Source organism: Burkholderia sp. AU45388, assembly GCF_030481585.1.
In the GTDB taxonomy this organism is placed as follows: Bacteria; Pseudomonadota; Gammaproteobacteria; order Burkholderiales; family Burkholderiaceae; genus Burkholderia; species Burkholderia sola.
Genome location: NZ_JAUJPV010000001.1, coordinates 73,967 through 98,098 on the forward strand (window position 1 = coordinate 73,967; position 24,132 = coordinate 98,098).

Sequence of the window (24,132 nt, forward strand, 5' to 3'; positions counted from 1 at the left end):
TCCCGATCGCGGGGCGATCGGGACCACCGGTACCGGCGGTCCGGCGCGCGCAATCGAGCGCGTCCGTCCCGATTGCGATTCGTCTGACGTGACGAAAGGCACGGTACGTCGCGAACGTATTCAGCCGTAATTCCGGGCACAAACGGAATGCAAATTTGGACTGGGGCTGTTCGAATCCGTGCATAGCGTCGCGGCGCCGGGTGAACCGGATAGGTAATTTGGTGCGCCCGCGCGCGCTGCGAGGGCAACCGTTACCGACGGCGCCGGCTCATGCACCGAAATGAGGAATCCGGTTCGCCGCAAGGTCCGCCGCAATTTCCGTCTCGCGCCGGTGCGGCAAGCGTTTCACGTCGATGGCCCGGTTTTTGCTGGAGTGGTGTCGGCCGCGCAATCGTTGCGCTGCCCGACGACATACCAGACAAGGAAGATTCACCGTGAGCCCGACGACCCGACCGTTCCCCCGACGCACCTGGCTGGCTGCGCTGCTCGCCGCCCCCGTGATCGCGCTGTTTGCCGCCGCGCCGGCTCATGCCGATGCGCTCGACACCATCGCGAAAAACGGCACGCTGCGCGTCGCGGTGCCCGAGGACTATCCGCCGTTCGGTTCGGTCGGCACGGACATGCAGCCGCAGGGCTACGACATCGACATGGCAGGACTCCTCGCCAAGGCGCTCGGCGTCAAGCTGAAGCTGGTGCCCGTGAACAGTGCGAACCGGATTCCGTACCTGACGACCAACAAGGTCGACATGGTGATTTCGTCGCTCGGCAAGACGCCGGAGCGCGAGAAGGTCATCGACTTCTCGACCGCGTACGCCCCGTATTTCCAGGGCGTGTTCGGGCCGTCCGACGTGAAGGTGAGCGGGCCCGCCGACCTGACCGGCAAGACGGTCGGCGCGACGCGCGGCGCGCTCGAGGAGATCGCGCTGTCGCAGCTCGCGCCGAACGCGACGATCAAGCGCTTCGAGGACAACAACGCAACGATCCAGGCGTTCCTGTCGGGGCAGGTCCAACTGATCGCGGCCGGCAACATCGTCGCGGCGGCGATTCTCGCGAAGAATCCGCCGCGCCGCCCCGAGGTCAAGTTCGTGATCAAGAATTCGCCGTGCTTCGTCGGCGTCAACAAGAACGAACCGCGCCTGCTCGCGAAGATCGACGATGCGATCGCGCATGCGAAGCAGGACGGCGCGCTGGGCGAAATGTCACGCAAGTGGCTCGGCCAGCCGTTGCCGGCCGGACTGTGACGAAGCGCCGTGTCGCGTGACACGCCGCCGCGGCCGGCATGGCCGGCGCGGCGCGTGTCGTTGTCCGAACCCGAATTCATTCCGTTCCCATGAGCTACCAGCTTCAATTCGGCGAGCTTGCCGAGTACGCCGGCGTGTTCGCGAGCGGCGCGGCGATCACGCTCGCGCTGACCGCGGTCGCGACCGTGCTCGGCGTGACCGTCGGCGTGCTCGGCGCGGCCGCGTACAGCGCCGACGCGCGCGCGGCCGTGCGGTTGCGCCCGCTGATCGGCGCGTACGTCGAGGCAATTCGCAATACGCCGTTCGTCGTCCAGCTGTTCTTCATCTTCTTCGGCCTGCCGGCGCTCGGCGTGCACATCGACGAATACACGGCCGCGATTCTCGCGATGACGCTCAACCTCGGCGCGTACTCGGTCGAGATCGTGCGCGCGGGCGTGGCCGCCGTGCCGAAAGGGCATCTGGAGGCGGCGTCCGCGCTGGCGATGTCGCGCGCGCAGATGCTGCGCCACGTGGTGCTGCCGCAGGCGCTCGCCAAGGTGTTTCCCGCGCTGTCGAGCCAGATCGTGATCACGATGCTCGGGTCGGCGGTCGTATCGCAGATCTCGGTGGCCGATCTGACCTATGCGGCCAGCTACATCCAGTCGCGCAACTTCCGCGCGTTCGAGACGTACTTCGTGATCACGCTCGCGTATCTGGCGATGGCGCTGCTGATGCGCGCGACGCTCGGCGCGATGGGCCGCCGCCTGTTCTCCCGCCGCGTGCGAGGTGCGCGATGACCGATTTCACGTTCGGGCAGATTCTCGCGAACCTGCTGCTGGCGGCGCGCTGGACGATCGTGCTGTCGATCGTGTCGTTCGTGTCTGGCGGCCTCGTCGGCCTCGGGCTGCTCGTGATGCGCGTGTCGAATTCGACGGTGCTGCGCGGCGTCGCGAAGCTCTATATCGAGGTGTTCCAGGGCACGCCGTTGCTGATGCAACTGTTCATCGTGTTCTTCGGCCTGCCGCTCGTCGGGCTCGACGTTTCGCCGTGGGTCGCGGCCACGGCGGGGCTCACGTTCTTCACCAGCGCGTATCTGGCCGAGATCTGGCGCGGCTGTGTCGAGGCGGTGCCGAAAGGGCAGTGGGAGGCGTCGGCCAGCCTGGCGATGAGTTATGTCGAGCAGTTGCGTCACGTGATCCTGCCGCAGGCCGCGCGCATCGCGATCGGGCCGACGGTCGGCTTCGGCGTGCAGGCCGTGAAGGATACGGCGCTGGTGTCGATCATCGGCTTCACCGAGCTGACGAAGGCCGGCATCGCGATCTCGAACGCGACGTTCCGGCCGTTCGTCGTGTATGGCCTCGTCGCGCTGATCTATTTCGCGCTCTGTTATCCGCTTACCCGTTATGCGCGCACGTTGCAAAGGAGATGGCATGCCGCTCGTTGAAACCCGGGGTCTCGAAAAGAACTTCGGCACCCATCATGTGCTCAAGGGCATCGATTTCTCCGTCGAGCGCGGGCAGGTCGTGTCGATCATCGGCCGCAGCGGCTCGGGCAAGAGCACGCTGCTGCGCACGCTCAACGGGCTCGAGAGCATCGACGCGGGCACGATCTCGGTCGACGGCGAACGCGTCGATGCACGGCATGCGGACTTGCGTGCGCTGCGGCTGAAGGTCGGCATGGTGTTCCAGCAATACAACCTGTTCCCGCACCTGAGCGCCGGACAGAACGTGATGCTCGCGCAGTCGGTGGTGAAGAAGTCGCACCGCCAGCAGGCGCGCGCGATCGCGGAGCTGATGCTCGAGCGCGTCGGCCTCGGCGACAAGTTCGACGCGTTTCCGGAACAGCTGTCGGGCGGCCAGCAGCAGCGTGTCGCGATCGCGCGGGCGCTCGCGATGAAGCCGAGCGTGCTGCTGTGCGACGAAATCACGTCCGCGCTCGATCCGGAACTCGTCGGCGAGGTGCTGGGCGTGGTCGAGCAGCTCGCGCGCGAGGACATGACGCTGATCATGGTCACGCACGAGATGAACTTCGCGCGGGCGGTGAGCGACCGGATCGTGTTCATGCACCAGGGGCGCGTGTGGGAGAGCGGGACCGCCGAGGAGATCTTCGAGCGGCCGCGGACGGTGGAGTTGACTCGGTTTCTGGGCAGCGTGCGCAATCCGGAAACCGCTGCGCGCTGACCGACACGGCCGAGCGGCCGGGCCGCGCCAGATGACAAGACCGTAATCGAAGCCTCACCTTCCGGAAAGCGCGCGAATCGCAGAATGGACACCACTCCTCATCGCATCGATGCGGAGCGGATGTCCGGCCTGATCTGCGGACGCGAACACGCCATCTTTGAGAGGTGAAGGTCATGAACAAACTGATTCGCGCAGTCCTGCTTTCCTGTGCGCTGAGCGCACCGGTCGTCGCATTCGCGCAAACCGCCGACCATACGGTCACGCGCGCCGACGTGCGCGCCGAGCTGATTCAGGCGGAACGCGACGGTACGCTGCCGACGTCGAACTGGGACTATCCGCCGAGCACGCAGACGATTGCGCGCAATCGCGAGCTGTATGCGATCGCCCATGGCGACAGCCACACGGCAATGGCCATGACGTCGGCCGCCGTGTCGACCGCGAGCGCGCGATGAAGCGGGCCGCCATATCGACGTGCGCGAGGGGGCTGGCGGCCGCCGTATGGCTCGCGGCGGCCGCGGCCCCGGCTTTCGCGCGCGGGCAGCCGCAACTGCCCGATGACGATGGCGGGCGCGCCAGCGTGCTGCGCGCGCTCAATCCCGACTTCGATCCGCACCACGCGGCAGTCGACCTCCGCGCAGCGAGCCGTCACGCCGCGCCCATCAGCCGCGCGCCGAGCGCGATCCCGCGCGCGGACAACAACGCGCTGGCCGCCCGCTGACGCGCGTCCCAGCCCGCCAGCGCGGCGTCGAACGCGGCGCCGCGTGCGACGTCGCGCAACGCTTCGGCGAGATCGACCGCGTTGTCCGCCGCTTTCGCGACGCCCGCCGCCGTGTGCGGACGCACGATGCACGCGGCGTCGCCGAGCAGCACAGCGCGGCCGAAGGCCATGCGTGCGGCCGCGAGATCGACGATCGACTGCGCGAACGGCGCGGGGGTCGCATCGACGAGCGCGGCGAGCGTCGGCGCGAGCATCCGGTCGGCGGCGTCGACGAGTTCCGCGCGGTTGTCGTCGCGCATCGCGCCGGGCGGCAGCGACCCGTCGCGCTGCGTGCCGTCGCGCGCCAGGAACAGCGACGGCAGCCGCTCGGACGCGAGCCGCCGGTACCACACCCAGTTCACGCGCCGCCCGCCCGGTTCGGTCGTGCCGTCGGCGCCGGGCACCAGATAGGTCAGGAACAGGTGCCGATCGCCTTGCTGGAACGTGAAGCGTTCGCGCAGCATCACCAGCACCTGCTCGGGCAGCGCGCGTTCGTCGACGAGCCCGCGCCACGCGACATAGCCCGCATAGGTCGGCTGCACGTCGGGCAGCAACTGCGCGCGCACGGTCGAGCGGCCGCCGTCCGCGCCGATCAGCAGATCGGCCGTCTCGGCGCGGCCGCTCGCGAAATGCGCGACGATCCGCTCGCCGTCCTGCTCGAACCGCTCGAACGCGTCGCCGGCGTGGATGATTTCGGCCGGCAGCGCACGCTTGAGCGCCGTGTAGATCGCGTTCCACGCGGTCTGCGTCTGCGGCATCGCGAAGCGCTGCACGATCCGGTCCTGCGCGTCGACGTAGATGCGGTCGACCGAATCGACGCCCGCGTCGTGCGGCAGCGCCACGCCGCCGAACGCGAACGCGCGCTCGATCGGCGGTTGCAGCACGATGCCGCCGCCGCGGCTGTCGAGTGCGTGCTGCGATTGCTCGAAGACGCGGACGTCCCAGCCGGCCGCGCGCAGCGCAGTCGCCGCGAACAGCCCGCCGACCGATCCGCCGGCGATGACGGCCTTGCGGCCCGTTCCGTGTTCCATCCGATGTTCCCCCGATGATGCCGCGTGCGGCGGGCGTTGCGTCAGCCGGCCCAGCCGCGCAGGAAATCGAGCAGCAGCGCGTTCACGCGCTCGGGCTGCTCCTCGTGCGGCAGATGTCCGCACTGCGCGATCGGCTCGGCACGCAGATGGGTCGCCATGCCTTCCCACACGGCCTTCATGTCGAACATCTTGCCGACCGCGTAGAAATCCTCGCCCCAGATCGCCATGGTCGGGCACGCGATCCTGACATCCGCATCGACGAGGTCCTGCCGCACGTCTTCCGCGTTCGCGCGATAGTCGGCCAGCGCGCCGCGCACGGCGCCCGGCCGCCGATACGCGCGCACGTACGTGTCGAATGCATCGCCCGAGATCGCGTGCGGGTTGTAGCACCAGTCGGCGAAAAAGTAGCTGAGCCATTCGGCTTCCTTGCCGGCGATCAGCGCCTCCGGCAGGTCGGGCACCTGATGGAACAGGAAAAACCAGTACGCGCGCGCGGTTTGCGCGGTCATGTTCTGCGCGACGATGCGCGTCGGCACGTTGTCCATGACGACGAGCCGGTCGACGCGTTCGGGGAAGTCCTTCGCGAAACGCGTCGCGACGCGTGCGCCGCGATCGTGCCCGACGAGCGCGATGCGCTCGATGCCGAGCGCATCGAGTAGCGCGGCGAGATCGCGCGCCATGTTGCGCTTGTCGTAGCCGGCCGCGGGCTTGTCGGTTTCGCCGTAGCCGCGCAGGTCGGGCACGATCACGCGATAGTGCCGCGCGAGCGCCGGAATCTGGAAGCGCCACGCGAAGCTGGTTTCGGGGAAGCCGTGCAGCAGCACGACGACGGGGCCCGCGCCGGCATCGATGACGTGCTGGCGGATGCCGTTCGCCGTAACGGTGTGATGGGTCGGTGCAAGCGTGTCGGTCGTCATGTGGGAGTCCTGGTTCTGCGGGCGGTGCGCGATACGGCACGCGTCCGATGCTGTCCGAGCATAGGGCAGGCGACGTGCGTCGCGGCTGAATCGTTCTGAACCGGCCCAAGCGCGGCCCGTGCGCGGCGCCGCTGCCTCACCTGCGGCGCGGGCGCTTCGCGGCCGCGGCGGACGCGACACGCTCGAGCGCGGCCGGCGTGCCGTTGAGGAACGCGTCGATCTGCCGTTCGATTTCCGTGTCGAGATCGTCGGGGATCGGCAGCCCGTATACCCACTTGCGCACGCCGAGATAGAAGATGCTCGCGTGCAGGCTCCATACGAGCTCGATTTCCGCGTTGCGCTGCGCTTCCGAACCCGGCGTCGCGATGTCGTACGCGTGGTGGAGTTCACGCAGCACCGGCAGGAACACGCGTTCGCGCAGCCGCGAAAGATAGCGCGTGTTGAAGCCTTCGCGGCTGAGCCCCGCGAAGATGAACGTGCGGATCCATTCGCGCCGCAGGATCGTCTGCGCATACGACCGGTAGAACGCGACGAGTCGCTGCTGCAGCGGCACCGAGCGATCGGCGATCAGTTTTTCCCAGTCGGGATTCCACGTGTAGACCTCGTCGTACACGCGATCGATCAGCGCTTGCTTGCTCGGGAAATACCGGTAGAGCAGCGGTTGCGTGACGCCGATCTGTCGTGCAAGTTCGCGCGTGCTGCCGGAAAACCCGTGGGTCGCGAAGTGCTCGACCGCTTTTTCGACGATCTGGCGCTCGCGCGCTTCGGGCGTGAGGCGGCGGCCCGACGGGCCGGCGGTGGCGTCGACGGTCGTCCCGCGCGTGCGGGGTGCGGCATTGCGCTTGGCTTCGGTCATGCGTCGGCTCCTGAATGCGGCCATTCTGCCCTTGTCGATCGAAAGATGGCAACGCGCGCCCCGGCGCGGCCGGCCACGCAGGCGGGCACCGCGCAGAGCCGTGCGCCGTTCGGCGCTTTCAGGAAAATTCAGCTCGCCGCCATGACTTTCAGGCCGGCGTTCCCTAATCTTGCTTCAGAACCGCCGCACGGCCGGGCGTCATCCTGTCGGCCCGGCTCGCGGCGCAACCGGAATGGACCATGCCTCATCTGATCTCGCCGGGAGCCGGCATCGCAGTCGGCTTCCTGCCCCCTCTCTGGCGCGTGCCATTGCCCGCCGCACAGGTCCGCGATGCGGACACCGCCGACACAACCGCGGAAGCCACGACATGCAGCCCGCGCAAGTAACGGCAGCGGGCACGGCGGCCCCCGATCACGTGCGCGGCGAGGACGTGTTCCTCGCGTCGATCGCCGGTTATGTCGACACGCTCGGCTTCGTCGCGCTGTTCGGGCTCTTTACCGCACACGTTACCGGCAACTTCATCCTGATCGGCTCGGGCCTCGCCGGTGTCGGTCAGGGCCTCATGATCAAGTGGCTCGCGTTTCCGGCATTCATCGCGGGAATCGTGGCCGCCCGCCTGCTCGATCACCGGATGCGCGTGCGCGGGCATGGCCCGCGGGCGCGCTCGCTGTACGCGCTGCAGACGATCCTGCTGGCCGGATTCATGCTCGCGGGCGTCGCGGCGTCGCCGATCGGCAGCGCCGATGCGCCCGCGACGATCGTCTGCGGGCTGCTCGGTGCGGCGGCGATGGGCGTGCAGAACGCGCACGGCCGGCTGACCGCGCGCACCGTCGTCGCGAACACCGTGATGACCGGCAACGTCACGCAAGCGGTCATCGATGCATTCGACTGGCTCGTGCCGATCGCCGCGCCGGCCGAACGGGAAGCCGCGCGCGCGCGGCTGCGACGCACGCTGCCGCCGGTGGTCGGGTTCGCGCTCGGCGCGGGCGCCGGGGCGAGCGCCTACCTGTACGCCGGATTCTGGGCGCTGGCGCTGCCGCTCGCGGCGCTCGGTTTCCTCACCTGGCGATCCGGCCGAGCCGGCGAGCCGTCCGCGTCGCGCTGAACGCCGATTCCGCGCGCGGCGTCGGCTGCGTGCGCGACCGGAGCGGCGGCGAAGCCGCTCCGCGTTTCTTCGTTTCCTTCAACGCTGATTTCGAGAACGGCTGGATGCAGGCCGGCAAGCGCGAGACCGCTCGACTGTTTGCGGAAAGCGCGGCGTCACGCGAGCGCGGTGAACCGGTCGACGAGGTCGTGGTGACCGAGCTGGTCGACCCACCAGCGTAGTGCGTGCCCGGCTTCGTCGGCACGCCACGCGATATGGCAATGGGTCGTGTCGCGCATGCCGGTGACTTCCCGCGCGACGAGCCTGCCTTGCGCGATCGCGGGCGCCGCGATGCAGTCCGGGAGCGTACCCACCGCGAGTCCTTCGCATTGCGCGGCCAGTTTCGCGGCGAGCGTCGGCACCGCGAGATACGGTTGGCCGGCGTCAAGCGCGACCGACTGCGGCTGAAGTTCACGGGACGTGTCGGAGATCACCGCGCCGCGATACGCGACGATCGACGCCATCGACAGCGGTTCGGGCAGCGCAGCGAGCGGATGGGTAGGGGCGACCGCGAATACGTGCCGGAGCGTGCCGATGGGCTGCGCCACGATGTCCGGCAGTTCCGGCGGCTCGCCGGCCGCGCCGACGATCAGGTCGGCCCGCCGCGAAATCAGCGCATCCCAGGTGCCGCCGAGCACTTCGGTGGAGAGTCGCAGCCGCGTGTCCATTTCAAGATCGTAGAACGCGTGGACGTATGGCCACATCATGTCGAAGGGCAGTATCTCGGCGATGCAGACGCGGACCTCGGTTTCCCAACCTTGCTGCGCACGCTGCGCCTTCCGTTCGAGTTGTTCGGCGGCATGAAGGAGGCGGCGGCCTTCCTCGACGACGACGCGACCCGCGCGCGTGAGCTTCGCGCGACGCCCGCTGCGATCGAACAACGCGACGCCGAGATCGTTCTCGAGCTTCTGTACGACGTATGTCAGTGCGGACGGCACGCGGTGCACCAACTCCGCCGCGTCGGCAAACGTACCGGTGCGGTCGATCGCGTCCAGTGCCTCGAGTGCTTCGAATGACAGCTTCATCACGAGTTCCGCTACGGCAAGGGCATCAGCCGATGTCGCGCCGTCGAGCGACGCTGAATCCAGTACGGTTCAAAACGGTTCGTCGTCCGACGTACCGAGACACGCACGCATGTGCGCCAACCGTCGGGCCGCCGCCGCATGCGCTCGACATCCGCCTGTCACGTCGGCGTCGATTCGCGGCGCTTCACGGCAGCATCCGCGTGCGCGCCGGGCAGTGCGCCGAACATGTGCTGGCTGCACTTCGCGTCGCGCCACGCGGTTCCCGGGCGGATGCCGTCGAACATCCGGCGCACCACGGGAAGAATCTGCTCGCCGGCCAGAATGCCGAGCAGGCCGACCAGGGCGACGGCGGGCGGCGCCGGCGATTGCACGCCGATCAGCGCGTAAACGACGCCGGCGAGGATGCCGGCGAGAAGTGAAGCAATGTACGGTTTCATGGATGTGGAATGGAGTGACGGCCGTTAGAAATACGGATGAATACCGGGCTGGCGTCGATCCGAAAGTGTTGGGCCAGCCTATCAGGTCTGCGCGTTCGTCGTCAGCGCATTCAATGAAATTCAGATCTTTTCAGTCTGAATTCAGCGCGTGGCGAGAATCAGAACAATTAACTGGTGCGGTCGCGCATTCGCGTATTGAATGACGCAGGCCGGCTGCCGACGCTTCCGACACCGCGCATCGGACGCCGCGCGGATGCGTCGGCCAGGCAAGCCTCATCTTTCTCCGCGTCAAAGGACATCACCATCATGAGCAACCCCAAGCTTGAAGTACTTACCCCGCACAACAGCCAGCTGATCTTCATCGACCAGCAGCCGCAAATGGCGTTCGGCGTGCAGTCGATCGATCGCCAGACGCTGAAGAACAACGTCATCGGCCTCGCGAAGGCCGCGAAGGTCTTCAACATCCCGACGACGATCACGACGGTCGAAAGCGAGAGCTTCTCGGGTCACACCTATCCCGAGCTGCTCGACGTGTTCCCGAACCAGAAGACGCTCGAACGCACGTCGATGAACTCGTGGGACGACCAGAAGGTGCGCGACGCGCTGGCCGCGAACGGCCGCAAGAAAGTGGTCGTGTCGGGCCTGTGGACCGAAGTCTGCAACACGACGTTCGCGCTGTGCGCGATGCTCGAAGGCGACTACGAGATCTACATGGTCGCCGACGCATCGGGCGGCACGACGCAGGCTGCGCACGATATCGCGATGCAGCGCATGGTGCAGGCCGGCGTGGTGCCGGTCACGTGGCAGCAGGTGCTGCTCGAATGGCAGCGCGACTGGGCACGCCGCGAGACGTACGACGCGGTGATGGCGATCGCGAAGGAGCATTCGGGCGCCTACGGGATGGGCGTGGACTACGCGTACACGATGCTCCACAAGGCGCCGCAGCGCACCGCGACGCCGCACGAGTCGATCGCGCCCGTTCCGGCGAAGTAAGCGCTGACGGCCTGTAACGGCCGATGCCGGTGCGGCGGGTTCGATGCGAACGCGCCGCATGGGCTCCCTTGCCGCGGGCGGCGGACGTGACCGAAACACGAATGCCGCCCGCGGCATGCCGTTCGAAACACTGCGCCTGCATTTGAATTTGTCCGGGAGATTTATCGCATGGAACCTTATCTGGTTTCCCTTGGTGCGGGCCTGCTGATCGGTGTGATTTACAGCGCCATCAAGGTTCGCTCTCCCGCACCGCCGCTGATTGCGCTGGTCGGGTTGCTCGGCATGCTGATCGGCGTGCAAGCCTTACCCACCGTGAAACAGCTGTTTGGCTTCTGATCAACAAGAGGTGATGCACATGACCGCAACCGTGACCCAACCGGATCTGATCCTGCATAACGGACGATTCACGACGCTCGACCGCACGAACCCCGTCGCCACGGCAGTCGCGATTGCCGCCGGCCGCTTCGTCGCCGTCGGCAGCGACGCGGACGTCATGCCGCTCGCGGGCCGCGCGACGAAGACGATCGATCTCGGCGGCCGCGGCGTGCTGCCGGGCCTGATCGACAACCACTGCCACGTGATTCGCGGCGGACTGAACTACAACATGGAACTGCGCTGGGACGGCGTGCCGTCGCTCGCGGTCGCGATGGAGATGCTCAAGCGTCAGGTCGCCGTGACGCCCGCGCCGCAGTGGGTGCGCGTGGTCGGCGGCTTCACCGAACACCAGTTCGTGGAGAAGCGGCTGCCGACGATCGACGAACTCAATGCAGTCGCGCCGGACACGCCGGTGTTCATCTTGCACCTGTACGATCGCGCGTTGCTGAACGCGGCCGCGCTGCGTGTCGTCGGCTATACGAAGGACACGCCGGAGCCGCCGGGCGGCACCATCCTGCGCGATGCCGCCGGTAACCCGACCGGGCTGCTGCTCGCGAACCCGAACGCGACGATCCTTTACGCGACGCTCGCGAAGGGCCCGAAGCTGCCGTTCGAATATCAGTACAACTCGACGCGTCATTTCATGCGCGAGCTGAACCGGCTCGGCGTGACGGGCGTGATCGACGCGGGCGGCGGTTCGCAGAATTATCCCGACGATTACGAAGTGATCCGCAAGCTGCACGACGCGGGCGAGATGACGATCCGGATCGCGTACAACTTGTTCACGCAGAAGCCGAACGCGGAGAAGGAAGACTTCGTGAACTGGACGAAGAGCGTCAAGTACCACGACGGCACCGACTACTTCCGCAACAACGGCGCGGGCGAGATGCTGGCGTTTTCCGCGGCCGACTTCGAAGATTTCCGCGTCGCGCGTCCGGACCTGCCCGAGCAGATGGAGGACGATCTCGAAGGCGTCGTGCGCGCGCTCGCGGAAAACCGCTGGCCGTGGCGCATGCACGCGACCTACGACGAAACCATCAGCCGCGCGCTCGACGTGTTCGAGAAGGTCAACGAGGACATCCCGCTCGACGGGCTGAACTGGTTCTTCGATCACGCGGAAACGATCACCGAAAAATCGATGGACCGGATCGCCGCGCTCGGCGGCGGCATCGCGGTGCAGCACCGGATGGCGTACCAGGGCGAATACTTCGTCGAACGCTACGGCGCGCAGGCCGCCGAGGCGACCCCGCCGGTCGCGAAGATGCTCGCGAAGGGGCTCAAGGTATCGGCCGGCACCGACGCGACGCGCGTCGCATCGTACAACCCGTGGGTGTCGCTCGCGTGGCTCGTGACGGGCAAGACGGTGGGCGGCATGCGCATGTATCCGCAGCGCAACCTGCTCGATCGCGAAACCGCGCTGCGGATGTGGACCGAGTACGTGACGTGGTTCTCGAACGAGGAAGGCAAGAAAGGCCGGATCGCGGTGGGGCAGCTTGCCGACCTGGTCGTCCCGGATCGCGATTTCTTCGGGTGCGCGGAGGACGATATCGCCGCCACGACCGCGTTGCTGACGGTGGTCGACGGGAAGATCGTGTGGGGCGCGGGGCCGTTCGCGTCGCACGACGCGCCGATCCCGCCGGCGATGCCGGACTGGTCGCCGGTGCGCGAGTTCGGCGGCTATGGCGGCTGGGGCGCGACGCAGCGTAGCGGCGCGCCGCTGCAACGCGCGGCGGCCGCCGCGATGTGCGCCTGCGCGAACGAATGCAACCTTCACCAGCATGCGCACGCGAGCGCATGGGCCAGCGCGTTGCCGACGTCGGACGCGAAGGGCTTCTGGGGCGCGTTCGGCTGTTCGTGCTGGGCGATCTGATATCGCGTGCATACCGCTTGCAACGCCCCGGCAGGGGGCCGCACGCCGCCGCTCGCGGCGCGTGTTTTTCGCCTGCCGTCCGGGCCGCCTGGATGAGTGGCTTGCATTCCGCTGAATCCGAATCCGCGCGCGGCGCCACGCCGCGCGCGTCACCATCAAGGAGAAAACCGATGAGTTCACTGAATCTGCGCAACATGCTGCGCATCACCGCCGCGTCGTCGGCCGTGCTCGCCGCGCTGCTGGCCGGCGCGCCGGCACTCGCCGACGAAACCCACCTCGACGACATCGCGTCGCCGGCCGCCGCGGCGCGCTCCCCCGCGATTGCGGTCGGCCCGCAATACGACACGACCCACGTGTGCGTCGCACCCGAAGACTTCGACCGCTTCACGGACAGCTTCGTCGCGACGTTCGGCGGCAAGAAGTCGAAGCAGGGCGTGTTCCAGGTCACGCCGACGCCGAGCCAGACGATGTCGCAACTCGTGCTGACGCCGGTCGGCACGATCTCGGTGTTCGGCTTCAAGACGCCGATCCCGTATCCGTTCTGCGAGGAACGCACCGGCTATCTCGTCACCGACATGGACGTCGCGGTGAAGTCGGCGCGCGCGCATGGCGCGGACATCGTCGTGACGACGTTCCCCGACCCGATCGGCCGCGACGCGATCGTCCGCTGGCCGGGCGGCGTGAACATGCAGCTGTACTGGCACACGCAGGCGCCGAACTACGACCCGCTGCAGACGGTGCCGGAGAACCGCGTGTACGTATCGCCGCAAAGCGCGAGCAAGCTCGCACGCGATTTCGCCGCGTTCTCGCATGGCAAGATCGTGTCCGACGTGCGCCATGCGCCGGGCATCGAGATCGGCCGGCCGAACGACACGTACCGCCGCATCCGGATCGAGTCGGGCTTCGGCAAGATGACCGTGCTCGCGACCGACGGCCATCTGCCTTACCCGTTCGGGCGCGAAATGACGGGCTACGAAGTGGCCGATCTCGCCGCGACGCTGAAGCAGGCCGAAGCCGCGGGCGTGACGGTGCTCGTGCCGCCGTTCAAGTCGGACGGCCGCGACGCGGCGCTCGTGCAGTTCCCGGGCGGCTACGTCGCCGAAATCCACGCGCGGTCGAAATGACGGTGCGCCGGCCGATGAAGCGATCGTGGCGCGGTGCGCTGCCGTGCGTCGTGCTGGCGGGCGGCGCCGCGTTGCACGCGGGGTCGGCCGTCGGCGCCGATGGCGCTGTCGATGCCAATGTGGCGGCGGCCGGCGCGGCCGCGTCGCCGGCCGCCGCCGCGGCGGCGTGCACCGCGAAGCGCCCGACGGTGTCGTTCAACCGCTGGCAGGAAGACTGGTCGGTGCTCGCGAATCCGTGCGTGCCGCGCAAGCCGTTCGACGCGCTGAAATACATACGGCTCGGCGACGACCCGTCGACCTACCTGTCGCTCGGCGCCAACCTGCGCGAGCGCTTCGAACTGAACAACGCGCCGCTGTTCGGCCTCGGCGCCGCGCACGACGACAACTACGTGATCCAGCGCGCGAACGTGCATGCGGACCTGCGCTATCGCGGGCATTTCCAGGCGTTCGTGCAGTTCGTCGATGCGCGGCCGTTCGGTAAGGACACGGTCGGCCCGGTCGACAAGGATCAGCTCGACCTCGAACAGGCGTTCGTCGCGTACGTCGATCAACTGGGGCCCGGCACGTTCAAGACGCGGGTCGGCCGGCAGGAGATGGCGTTCGACTTGCAGCGCTTCGTGTCGGTGCGCGACGGCCCGAACGTGCGGCAGGCGTACGACGGACTGTGGACCGATTACGAAATCGGCAAATGGCGCTTGATCGGCTATGTGACGCGGCCGGTGCAGTATCGCAATGCGGCCGTGTTCGACGACGTGTCGAACCGGCACCTGCGGTTCGACGGCGTGCGCGTCGAGCGCACCGGCACGGGGCCCGGCGATCTGTCCGCGTACTGGTCGCGCTATACGCGCGACAACGCGCGCTATCCGGATGCCTCCGGCACCGAGCGGCGCGACGTGTTCGACATGCGCTACGCGGGCAAGACCGACGGGTTCGACTGGGACGTCGAGGCGATGCTGCAGACCGGCCACGTCGGGCAGGACACGGTCGGCGCGTGGGCGTTCGGCGCGCTGGGCGGCTACACGTTCGCGAAGACGGCCGGCACGCCGCGCGTCGGCATCCAGGTCGATGGCGCATCGGGCGACGCGCATCCGGGCGACCGGCGCGTCGGCACGTTCAACCCGATGTTTCCGAACGGCTATTACTTCACGCTCGCCGGCTATACCGGATACAGCAACCTGATCCACGTGAAGCCGTCGCTGACGTTCAAGCCGGCCAGCTCGGTGACGGTGCTCACCGCCGTCGGCTTCCAGTGGCGGCAGACGACCGCCGACGCGATCTACGGGCAGGGGATGTCGGCGGTGCCGGGCACGGCCGGCAAGGGCGGCGCGTGGACGGGGATGTATGCACAGGCGCGTGTCGACTGGCTCGTGAACGCGAACGTCGCGCTCGCGCTCGAAGCCGTGCACTTCCAGCTCGGCTCGTCGATTCGCGCGCTCGGCGCACGCAATGCCGACTATCTCGGGATGGAAGCGAAGTTCGGCTGGTGACGCGTCGCGCGGCGCCGCGCGTGTCAGGCCTGAGCGCGGGCGAGCGATTCGACGAAATCGATGAACGCGCTCACGCGCTTCGAGCCGCGCTGGTTCGGCAGGTACAGCGCGGTGATCACCGCGCGTGCCGAGCCCGGCGTCACGTCGTATTGATCGAACAGCCGCTGCAGGCGGCCTGCTTCGAGGTCCGCATCGATCAGCCAGTCGGGCAGCAGCGCGATGCCGGCGCCGTCGAGCGCGGCCTCGCGCAGCACCTCGCTGTGATTCGATTTCAGCCGGCCGGTGACGACGACCTGCGTCGTGCGTTGCGCGCCGGCGAACGTCCACGTCTGCTGGTCGACGCCGAAATGAAAGCGCAGGCACGCGTGATCGACCAGTTCGCCCGGGGCCGCGGGCGTGCCGTGCGCGTCGAGGTAAGCGCGGCTCGCGACCACGTAGCGCCGGAACGTGCCGAGCGGCCGCGCGACGACTTCCGCGGTCGGGGCCGCGTCGCCGAGCCGGATCGCGACGTCGATCCGCGCGGACACGAGATCGACGCGTTCGTCGGTCAGTTGCAGGTCGAGGTCGAGCTTCGGATGCCGCGCGACGAACGCGGCGACGTGCGGCGCGATGCGGCGCACACCGTAGGCGACCGGGACCGACACGCGCAGCGGGCCGGACGGCGCGTCGCCGCGATCGGCCACCAGCGCGTCGGCATCGGCGAGTTCGCCGAGCACGCGTTTCGCCCGCGCATAGTAGACGGCGCCCGCATCGGTCAGCGTGACCTGCCGTGTCGTGCGGTTCAGCAGCACGGTGCCGAGCGACGCCTCGAGCGCGTCCACCGCGCGCACGACCGACGAAGCGGCGAGATCGAGCCGGCGCCCCGCGCTCGAGAAGCCGCCGGCTTCCGCGACTTCGACGAAGGCGCGCAGCGCGGAGAATTTGTCCATGGGGTCGCCTCGATGCGGGTCGTAAGGTCGGGGTGCATGCGGTTCGCATTCTAGCGCCGGCCGGCGTGGCGGCCGCGCGCGCGTACCGGTCTTCAGGACAATTCAGGCCACGCGCGGGATTTTCGCCAAGGCGCCCGATAAGCTGCGCCACATCGCGTGTCGTTCGGGTCGGTCCGTTCGTGGCCGGGCGGGCGTCCGGTTCGTCACGGAGAACATATGAAGACCCTGTTCCGGCACGCGTGCGTCGTGCATGCGGCCCGTTTGCTCGTCGTGGCCGGATGTGCGGGCCTGCTCGCATCCGCGGCGTTCGCGCAGGCCGAGGCGTCGTCCGACGCCCGTGCCAATGCGCAACCCGAAGCGCAGTCCACGGCGCCGGCCCCCGGCGCGGGCCGGCAGCCCCCCGGCTTCTATCGGCAGAAGATCGGCGACTTCACGGTGATCGCGCTGTCCGACGGCACCCATCCGTTTCCGGTCGACACGGTGTTTCGCGACATCTCGAAGGACGAGATCCGGCGCGACCTCGACCGCGCGTTCCTCGAACCGCCCGTGCAGGGGTCGATCAACGCATTCCTGGTCGATACCGGATCGAAGCGGATCCTCGTCGATGCGGGCGCCGGCACGCTGTACGGCGACTGCTGCGGCAAGCTGGTCGACGACCTGCGCGCGGCCGGCTACGCGCCGGGGCAGATCGACGAAGTGCTGCTCACGCATCTGCACAAGGATCATGTGGGCGGCATCGTATCGAACGGCGCGATGACGTTTCCGAATGCCGTCGTGCGGGTGAACGCCGTCGAGGCCGCGTATTGGCTCGATCCCGCCAACAAGGCGCAAACGCCGGCGTTCCTCGCGTCGTTCTTCGATGCGGCCGCGGCGGCGGTCGCGCCTTACGTCGCGGCCGGCCGCTTCAAGACGTTTCGCGGCGAAGCGACGCTCGCGCCCGGCATTCGCGCGGTGCCGATGCCCGGCCATACGCCGGGCCATACGGCCTATCTGATCGAGAGCGGCAATGCGGGCCTGCTCGCGTGGGGCGACATCGTGCACGTGGCGGCGATCCAGTTGCGCGACGTCGACGCGACGGTCCAGTACGACAGCGATGCGGGCGCGGCCCGCCGCACGCGACGGGACACGCTGAAGCGCGTCGCCGATCGGCGCTATCTCGTCGGCGCCGCGCATATCGCGTTTCCCGGGCTCGGCCACCTGCGCCGGGATGGTGCGCAATACGACTGGGTGCCGGTCAACTATGACGCGACGCCGGTGCGGTGACGAGCCGGCGCCCGGCGCCCGGCGTCCTTCGTCACCGCACGCGAAGTGCCGTCACATCGCTTCTCTGACGGGCCGGCTACATCGGCGAGGCCACGTCCGTGGCCGCATGCGCATGCTGCGGCGTTCTGGCGGACGACGCGCCACGAGGTGAATCGCTCGCGCGCGTGGCGTGTCCTGGTCCGGCCTCGACGTAAGCCACGACCGTCCGGTTCTTGATCGCGAGTCCGAGATACCGCGACGACACGTCCAGCAGACATCCAGCAAAATCAACCATCATTTCGTTGTTTCCCCTGCATTCGTATCAGCAAAATCTTCATCAAGCTGCGCACGGCGTGAGCGTCGCCTGCGTCGCTGCAATCCGGGCAATGTTCGGTACAGCCGCCATGGCGCCAACCTCGTCTCGTTGCTCGGCGAAGGCGTCGAGCAAATACTCGGTCAATCTGCGCACCCGCGCGGGGAGATTGCGTCTGGACCGGTAGACGAGGCAGGCTTCCAGTGGCGCCACCTGCCACGCATCGAGCACACGCACGAGTTCGCCGCGATTGAGCGCCGCTTGTGCGAGCGGGTCGGGCAGGATTGCTACTCCCTCGCCATCGACGGCCGCCGCGAGCAGCGCATGAGGACAATTCGTGCGCAGCGCCGCGCGCGGGGCAAGCGACACACACTCCCCGGATGCTTCATGGCTGACCGTCCATACCGAATGCTGTGCGCCGGTCGCGAGGCAAGCTTCGGCAGGCACGTCGAGCGGGTGAGCGAGATCGTTGGTCCGTTCGAGCCAGGCAGGACTCGCATAGAGCCCGAGAGGCACGGCCGCGAGCGATCGCGCGATGCACGACGACGGCGCCGAGCGACCGACGACGATTGCGAGGTCCGCAAGATCGCCGAGCGTATCGGCCAGGTGATCGACGCGCCGCACGTCGACCCGTACTTTCGGCCAAGCACGCATGAAGCGGACCAGGACGGAAGTGAGGCGGGCGGTATCGAAGATTGCCGGCACCTCGATGCGGACGTTACCCGCGCAATCGCCGGCTTCGTCGCTGCCGGTGCGCGCGAGGTCTTCATAGGAGGACAGGACGCCTGCGACGCGCTCGAGTACCGCATGGCCCGCCGTGGTCAACGCGACGCGGCGCGTGGTCCGGTTGAAGAGTTGCACACCGAGCATCGTTTCGAGATCCTGCACCGCGCGGCTCACCGACGGTACGCCAAGATTGGTGGCGTCCGCTGCCCGCGTGAAACTGCCGTGGTCCGCCACTGCCTTGAATACCTCCAGCGCTTTCAGACGCTCCATCTCGACCTCCGATCATTGATTGGCTTGCATGGAGCAATGTTGGCGGGGAGACGCGCATCGGGCCAGTTACGACTTGTTAAGCGTTGCTAAGTCGGCGCCCGGAGCCGTGCCGATCCTCGTCGGCTGCAACAAGACAGGTTTTTTTAAGATCTTTTAAGGGCGCGTACCGCGCTTTTGAGCAATGATTGGCTGTTTTTGCGTCAATGCGCGCGCCCGGCGCACCGTATTGGCCGACACTCAACCCGCGCGATGACGCTCTCGATGACCGCTCCCTACAGCCTCGCGTTCGGCCCTTTTACGCTGCAATTTCCGCAACGGGTCCTGCTCAAGGACGGGACGCCGCTGAAAATCGGTAGCCGCGCGCTCGACATTCTCGTCGTACTGGTCGAGCAGGCGGGCGCGCTGGTCTCCACGCGCAATCTGTGCGACAGCGTCTGGGTGGACAACGTGGTCGAGGAAGGCGCGCTGCGCGTGCATCTGTCGGCGCTGCGCAAGGTGCTCGGTGACGGACCGGACGGTGTGCGTTACATCGTCAATGAGACCGGACGCGGCTATCGTTTCGCCGCGCCCGTTACCCGGGCCGAAGCCGTGGACCCTGCCGCACCACGGCCTCATACGCACGTCGCCCGGCCTTCCGCCGGGGCCGAAAGCGGTTCACGCGGTCTACCGGTCACGCTCGCTCGCGTGATAGGCCGCGACGACGTCATCGCAGGCCTGACCGACCACTTGCCCGAGCGACGCTTGCTCACCATCGCGGGCCCGGGAGGCATGGGCAAGACGACCGTCGCCATCGCTGTCGCGCATCGCTTCACGCAGCGCACCGGCATGCGCGCCGTGTTCGTCAATTTCGCGCCGGTTTCGGCGGCCGCGAGCGCGGCCAGTACGGTCGCCTCGGCGCTCGGCGTTGCCGTCTCCAGCGGCGATCCGGTACCCGACCTTATCCAGGCGCTGGGAGCATCGCCGGTGCTGCTGGTGCTGGATAACTGCGAGCATCTGATCGATGCCATTGCCGTGCTCGCCGAGCAACTGCTGCAAGGCGCGTCCGGCGTGCATCTGCTGGTCACGAGCCGCGAGCCGTTGCGCGCGGAAGGCGAATCCGTCCATCGCCTCGCCGCGTTGTCGTCGCCCGAAACCGACGCAGGCGTGAGCCTCCACGACGCCGTGCAGTTCCCGGCGATCGCGCTGTTTCAGGACCGCGCGCGCGCCGCCAATGACCGGTTTGCGTTGAGCGACGCGAATCTGGGCCCCGTTATCGATATTTGCCGACGGCTCGACGGTATCCCGCTCGCGATCGAGTTTGCGGCGGCGCGCGTCGGCCTGATGGACGTGCATTCGATTGCAGCGCGGCTCGACGACCGCTTCGCGCTGCTCACGCAGGGCCGCCGCACGGCGCTTGCGCGCCAGCAGACGCTGCGCGCAACGCTCGACTGGAGCTATGAGTTGCTCGGGCCGGAGGAACGCCAGGTGCTGCGCCGCCTCTCGGTCATGCGGGCCGCGTTCGGCATGGATGCCGCGGCGGCTGTCGCGGCCGGCGGCGACGTCGACGACGTCGCAGCCTTCGACGCCGTCACCGGCCTGATCGCCAAGTCGCTGATCGCCTGCGCAATCGACGATTCGGACCATCCCTATCGACTGCTCGACACAACGCGCCATTACGCAACCATGCGACTTGAAGAGGCGGGCGAGCGCGATGACGCGCGCCGCCGCCATGCGTCGTACTGCTGTGCGAGCTTTGCCGACCCCGTGGCGGCGTGGGAAGGCAAGGCGCCGCGTCAGTGGCTCGCGATTCACAGCCAGCGAATCGACGACGTCCGAGCCGCGTTCGATTGGGCGGCCGGCCAGGATGGCGAGCCGAAGCTCGCGATCGACCTGCTGATCGCGACGGCGCCGCTGTGGTTTCATCTTTCGCTACCTCACGAGTTCCTCGGGATGGCCGAGCGCGCGATCGCTGCCGCGGAAAGCTCGGATCTGGCGGGCAAGGAGCAGCATATCGAGCTGCTTGCCGCGTACGGTCACGCGCTCTGGCACACGCGTGGGCCGACGGCGGAGATGGCGAACGCGTTCGACGCCGCACAGGCCGCCGCGCAGCGCCTCGGCGACGACCGGCTCGCCTTGCGCATGCTGTGGGGCGTGTGGGCGCATCGGACGCTCGCGGGCGCGTACGCGGAAAGCCTCGAACATGCGCGTGCGTTTCGCGCTGCCGCCGCACGCACGGGCGATTTTTCGACGACGCAAACCGGCGAGCGGATGTGCGCGTTGTCACATCACTTCCTCGGGGACCACGATATCGCGCGCGCATTGATCGAAGCGGTGATGGCTCGCGACAAGGACCCGGTGCGCGCGACGCACGCGAATCACGCGCAGGTCGACGCGCATATCGCTGCGATTGCCATTCTGATGCGCATTCTGTGGCTGCAGGGCGAGACCGACGCGGCGATGGCGCTCGCGCGCGACTGCGCGACGGAGGCGCTCGCGATCGACCACGATCTGACCGTCTGTTATGGGCTCGCGATCGGCTCGATCGCCGTCGCGACATGGGAAGGCGAAGTGACGCTCGCGCGCGAATGGACCGCGCGGCTTCGCGAGCGCACGCGCCGGCGCGGTCTCGCGTATTGGGACAAATGGGGCGAGGGCTTCGAGGCCGTTCACGAAGGGAGACCCGTCATGCCGGCAGGCGCCACCCCGATGCAACTCGAAGTGTTCGCGCGCGCTGGCGACGCAGGGAGCGCTAACGCATTGATCGAAGCCGGACGGGCGAACACGCCATCGTGGTTACAGGTGCATTTGCTGGAAGCCGCGGCAATGCGCGGTGCGTAGACATGAAGCGACGCTAAATCGGCTCGAAGCGTGCGTCACTGGCCTGAACGCTTTGCTGGACACGGGCTTAACGCCTCTTAGCAACGCTTAACTGTCGCTCGTGCGGGCATCCGATGAAAATTTGTTCTGTCGACGGCCAACGGTGCCGGATCGACAAGCAAGCTCACTCATCGGAAACTGCCCCATGAACGATTTCACGTCTGCCCGTCTGCCCGAAGACGCCGCACCGGGCCTGATCCGATCCGCGGATTCGTATCCGGTCCTCGATGCGGAAACGCAATCGTTCGTCGACCATGCCACCGAGGCAGGAGTTCCGGCAGAGCGTTTGCGCGAATGGGCAAACGGCGATGCCACGGACGCGATGCACGCCGAAGAAATCGCGCTGAAAGCGGGCGCGGCGGCCTCGGATTTCACGATACGGATCGTACGACCGCCGCAGGCGGCGCCGACGCCGCTGCCCGCCGTGCTCTTCCTGCCGGACGGCGCGAGCTTCGCGGGTTGCCAAAGCGACAACCGGCTCGCGCGCAGGATCGCCACCGACTCCGAGGCGGCCGTCGTACTCGTCGATTACACGTCGGCACCCGCTGCGTGCTTTCAGACCCAAAACGAGCAGGCGTTCACCGCGCTCGCCCATCTGCACGAGCACGCACGCGCATTGAATCTCGACGGCGGCGCCCTTATCGTCGCCGGCGAAGGCACGGGCGGTCATCTCGCCGCGACCCTCGCGCTGCTCGCCAAGGCGCGCCGCGGTCCCCGTATCGCGCTTCAGATCATGCTGTGTCCGACGTTTTCCACAAGCACGGCGGGCGCGTCGGCAGCGGGATACGCCGACGGCCCCGGCTTGACCGCGCACACCGGGCGCATGCACGCACGGACGCGCTTTCCGTCAGAAAACCTTGGCGAAACAATCGCCATGCCGCTAAACGCGAGTTACACGGATCTCGAAGACCTGCCTCCCGCGCTGATCGTCACGGCTGAAAACGATGTCGCACGTGACGACGGCGAAGCCTACGCCCGCAAGCTGATGCTCGCCGGGGTTCGCGTCAGCGCGGTTCGCTGCCTCGGCACGATTCGCGATTTCACGGTGCTCGACGGCCTCGCCGACACGCCGCCCACCGAGGCGGCATTGCGATTGGCATGCGGCACGATCCGCGCGACGCCACGCGGACACTGAATATGGGACAGATCGATCGCCTCGGGAAAACGAGCAGCAGCGCGTCGACGCGCCCGGGTTGTTCCTCGTGCGGCAGATGCCCGCACTGTGCGACCGGTTCGGCACGCAGGTTTGTCGCCATGCTTTCCGATCCTGCTTGCACGTTCGACCCGCTTGCCAACGGCATGGAAGGCCGATCAGCGCGACCGTGCGCGCCGCCACGCGCCGGGCGGATGCCCGACGATCCGGGCGAATACGCGGTTCAGATGGCTCTGGTCGGCGAAGCCGCACGCGATCGCGATGTCGGCCAGCGTCATGTCGGACGTCTCGATCAGCTCGCGGGCGCGCGTCACGCGCTGTTCGAGCAGCCACTGGTGCGGCGTGCGGCCGGTGGTGCGCGAGAACGCACGGATGAAATAACCGCGCGACAGGTCGCATTCGTTCGCCACTTCCTCGATCGACACGCCGAGGTCCGCCTTTTCCATCAACAGCTCCTGCGCGCGCGCCACCTTCGCGGGAGACAGCACGCCCTTGCGTTCGAGTTCGCGCGTGCGCGCATTGCCGTAGCGGCGCACCAGATGCGTGCCCATCGCAAGCCCGATCTGTTCGATGAACAGCGCGTTCAGCGGGCCGCCTGCGTCGAGGCTGTCGGCTACCGCGTGCGCGAGATGGCCGAGCACCGGATCGCGTACGTCGGGGCGGCACGTGAGGCCGCCGATCGATTGGCCGCCGTGCTCGGGGCCGACGCGTTCGAGATACGCATGCGGCAGCTCGACCAGCACGAAGTCGAAGTTGCCGTACAGGTCCGCGTGGAAATGGCGGGAAAAATCGCGAATGTAGATCGAGTGATGCTGGAACCGGCGCTCGCTCGCGCCGGCGCGCCCATAGAGCGTGCGGCGGTGGCCGCCGCCCAGCGACACGCCGACCAGGAAGCCGCGGTCGCACGGCGGCATCTCGATGCGTTCGACGTGTGCTTCGCGCATGCATTTGCGGTGCAGCCTCAGGCCGCCGGATGCCGTCTCGACATCCTTTGCCAGCAGGCTCGACACGCAGCCGAGCGTGTCTTTCGGCCGCCGCGGAGGCGATGCCACCGGCGCGGCGATGACGGAGTCTGACATGGAATTCCCCAGCGAGGGACTCGGAGCGTGAAATGACGAGTCCAGTTTAGATGCGCACGCGAACGTTCAAAATGAATTTGCATAAACGTCCACCGGCCATCATTACAAAGTGCTTTCAATGCATGCGCGCGATGCGTGCGTGGCCCGG

23 protein-coding genes are annotated in these 24,132 nt (G+C 67.7%); 15 read left to right on the plus strand and 8 right to left on the minus strand.

The window, feature by feature from the left end; translation table 11 throughout:
- Positions 1 to 434: 434 nt before the first annotated feature.
- The 6 genes from QZM72_RS00290 (at position 435) to QZM72_RS00315 (ending at position 4,118) form a co-directional block, all read left to right on the plus strand.
- Complete coding sequence (locus QZM72_RS00290) at positions 435 to 1,241, plus strand: transporter substrate-binding domain-containing protein (RefSeq protein ID WP_089471088.1); 807 nt, start codon at positions 435 to 437, stop codon at positions 1,239 to 1,241.
- An 89-nt stretch (positions 1,242 to 1,330) separates the two neighbouring features.
- The gene (locus QZM72_RS00295) at positions 1,331 to 2,017 is read left to right on the plus strand and encodes an amino acid ABC transporter permease (protein WP_089471089.1); all 687 of its coding nucleotides are present in this window, start codon (positions 1,331 to 1,333) and stop codon (positions 2,015 to 2,017) included.
- Positions 2,014 to 2,664 (plus strand): amino acid ABC transporter permease, encoded by a 651-nt coding sequence (locus tag QZM72_RS00300; protein ID WP_089471090.1) that lies wholly within the window; start codon positions 2,014 to 2,016, stop codon positions 2,662 to 2,664. The genes QZM72_RS00295 and QZM72_RS00300 overlap by 4 nt, the downstream gene beginning before the upstream one ends.
- Positions 2,651 to 3,400 (plus strand): amino acid ABC transporter ATP-binding protein, encoded by a 750-nt coding sequence (locus tag QZM72_RS00305; protein ID WP_301736775.1) that lies wholly within the window; start codon positions 2,651 to 2,653, stop codon positions 3,398 to 3,400. Before QZM72_RS00300 ends, QZM72_RS00305 begins: the two co-directional genes overlap by 14 nt.
- 173 nt (positions 3,401 to 3,573) lie before the next feature.
- Entirely contained in the window at positions 3,574 to 3,852 is a 279-nt protein-coding gene (locus tag QZM72_RS00310; RefSeq protein WP_301736776.1) for a DUF4148 domain-containing protein, read from the plus strand.
- A complete protein-coding gene (locus tag QZM72_RS00315; RefSeq protein ID WP_301736778.1) occupies positions 3,849 to 4,118 on the plus strand; it encodes a hypothetical protein in 270 nt (89 codons plus the stop codon). Before QZM72_RS00310 ends, QZM72_RS00315 begins: the two co-directional genes overlap by 4 nt.
- Here the strand turns inward: QZM72_RS00315 and QZM72_RS00320 are convergent.
- The 3 genes from QZM72_RS00320 to QZM72_RS00330 form a co-directional block, all read right to left on the minus strand.
- Complete coding sequence (locus QZM72_RS00320; protein WP_301736780.1) at positions 4,046 to 5,188, minus strand: FAD binding domain-containing protein; 1,143 nt, start codon at positions 5,186 to 5,188, stop codon at positions 4,046 to 4,048. The two genes, QZM72_RS00315 and QZM72_RS00320, sit on opposite strands and share 73 nt — an antisense overlap.
- A gap of 41 nt (positions 5,189 to 5,229) precedes the next feature.
- Positions 5,230 to 6,105 (minus strand): alpha/beta fold hydrolase, encoded by an 876-nt coding sequence (locus QZM72_RS00325; RefSeq protein ID WP_301736781.1) that lies wholly within the window; start codon positions 6,103 to 6,105, stop codon positions 5,230 to 5,232.
- A gap of 136 nt (positions 6,106 to 6,241) precedes the next feature.
- Entirely contained in the window at positions 6,242 to 6,961 is a 720-nt protein-coding gene (locus QZM72_RS00330; protein ID WP_301736783.1) for a TetR/AcrR family transcriptional regulator, read from the minus strand.
- 367 nt (positions 6,962 to 7,328) lie between these two features.
- On the opposite strand from QZM72_RS00330, the gene QZM72_RS00335 reads away from it, so the two are divergent.
- Positions 7,329 to 8,066: a YoaK family protein gene (locus tag QZM72_RS00335; RefSeq protein WP_301736784.1), complete on the plus strand. Its 738-nt coding sequence runs from the start codon at positions 7,329 to 7,331 to the stop codon at positions 8,064 to 8,066.
- A 155-nt stretch (positions 8,067 to 8,221) separates the two neighbouring features.
- Here QZM72_RS00335 and QZM72_RS00340 read toward each other — a convergent pair whose 3' ends face one another.
- Positions 8,222 to 9,130 carry a LysR family transcriptional regulator gene (locus QZM72_RS00340; protein ID WP_301736786.1) on the minus strand — a complete coding sequence of 303 codons (909 nt, stop codon included), beginning with the start codon at positions 9,128 to 9,130 and terminating at the stop codon, positions 8,222 to 8,224.
- 158 nt (positions 9,131 to 9,288) lie between these two features.
- The gene (locus tag QZM72_RS00345; protein WP_301736788.1) at positions 9,289 to 9,567 is read right to left on the minus strand and encodes a XapX domain-containing protein; all 279 of its coding nucleotides are present in this window, start codon (positions 9,565 to 9,567) and stop codon (positions 9,289 to 9,291) included.
- A gap of 306 nt (positions 9,568 to 9,873) precedes the next feature.
- On the opposite strand from QZM72_RS00345, the gene QZM72_RS00350 reads away from it, so the two are divergent.
- The 5 genes from QZM72_RS00350 to QZM72_RS00370 all read left to right on the plus strand — a co-directional run bounded on the left by QZM72_RS00350 (position 9,874) and on the right by QZM72_RS00370 (position 15,416).
- Positions 9,874 to 10,560: a hydrolase gene (locus QZM72_RS00350; protein ID WP_301736789.1), complete on the plus strand. Its 687-nt coding sequence runs from the start codon at positions 9,874 to 9,876 to the stop codon at positions 10,558 to 10,560.
- A 168-nt stretch (positions 10,561 to 10,728) separates the two neighbouring features.
- On the plus strand, positions 10,729 to 10,896 hold the full coding sequence (locus QZM72_RS00355) for a DUF1427 family protein (RefSeq protein WP_014725963.1): 168 nt from the start codon (positions 10,729 to 10,731) through the stop codon (positions 10,894 to 10,896).
- A gap of 19 nt (positions 10,897 to 10,915) precedes the next feature.
- Positions 10,916 to 12,805 (plus strand): amidohydrolase, encoded by a 1,890-nt coding sequence (locus QZM72_RS00360; RefSeq protein ID WP_301736790.1) that lies wholly within the window; start codon positions 10,916 to 10,918, stop codon positions 12,803 to 12,805.
- 170 nt (positions 12,806 to 12,975) lie between these two features.
- Positions 12,976 to 13,929 carry a VOC family protein gene (locus QZM72_RS00365; protein WP_089471100.1) on the plus strand — a complete coding sequence of 318 codons (954 nt, stop codon included), beginning with the start codon at positions 12,976 to 12,978 and terminating at the stop codon, positions 13,927 to 13,929.
- A gap of 14 nt (positions 13,930 to 13,943) precedes the next feature.
- Positions 13,944 to 15,416 (plus strand): alginate export family protein, encoded by a 1,473-nt coding sequence (locus QZM72_RS00370; RefSeq protein ID WP_301736792.1) that lies wholly within the window; start codon positions 13,944 to 13,946, stop codon positions 15,414 to 15,416.
- 23 nt (positions 15,417 to 15,439) lie between these two features.
- On the opposite strand, the gene QZM72_RS00375 is transcribed toward QZM72_RS00370, so the two are convergent.
- A complete protein-coding gene (locus tag QZM72_RS00375; protein WP_301736794.1) occupies positions 15,440 to 16,345 on the minus strand; it encodes a LysR family transcriptional regulator in 906 nt (301 codons plus the stop codon).
- A 216-nt stretch (positions 16,346 to 16,561) separates the two neighbouring features.
- On the opposite strand from QZM72_RS00375, the gene QZM72_RS00380 reads away from it, so the two are divergent.
- Positions 16,562 to 17,608: an MBL fold metallo-hydrolase gene (locus QZM72_RS00380; protein WP_301736795.1), complete on the plus strand. Its 1,047-nt coding sequence runs from the start codon at positions 16,562 to 16,564 to the stop codon at positions 17,606 to 17,608.
- A gap of 316 nt (positions 17,609 to 17,924) precedes the next feature.
- Here QZM72_RS00380 and QZM72_RS00385 read toward each other — a convergent pair whose 3' ends face one another.
- Positions 17,925 to 18,896 carry a LysR family transcriptional regulator gene (locus QZM72_RS00385; protein WP_301736796.1) on the minus strand — a complete coding sequence of 324 codons (972 nt, stop codon included), beginning with the start codon at positions 18,894 to 18,896 and terminating at the stop codon, positions 17,925 to 17,927.
- Between the two features lie 174 nt (positions 18,897 to 19,070).
- On the opposite strand from QZM72_RS00385, the gene QZM72_RS00390 reads away from it, so the two are divergent.
- Positions 19,071 to 21,713: a winged helix-turn-helix domain-containing protein gene (locus QZM72_RS00390; protein ID WP_301736797.1), complete on the plus strand. Its 2,643-nt coding sequence runs from the start codon at positions 19,071 to 19,073 to the stop codon at positions 21,711 to 21,713.
- 184 nt (positions 21,714 to 21,897) lie between these two features.
- Positions 21,898 to 22,887: an alpha/beta hydrolase fold domain-containing protein gene (locus QZM72_RS00395; RefSeq protein WP_301736798.1), complete on the plus strand. Its 990-nt coding sequence runs from the start codon at positions 21,898 to 21,900 to the stop codon at positions 22,885 to 22,887.
- Between the two features lie 176 nt (positions 22,888 to 23,063).
- Here QZM72_RS00395 and QZM72_RS00400 read toward each other — a convergent pair whose 3' ends face one another.
- Positions 23,064 to 23,984 carry an AraC family transcriptional regulator gene (locus tag QZM72_RS00400; RefSeq protein ID WP_089471106.1) on the minus strand — a complete coding sequence of 307 codons (921 nt, stop codon included), beginning with the start codon at positions 23,982 to 23,984 and terminating at the stop codon, positions 23,064 to 23,066.
- Positions 23,985 to 24,132 lie beyond the last annotated feature (148 nt).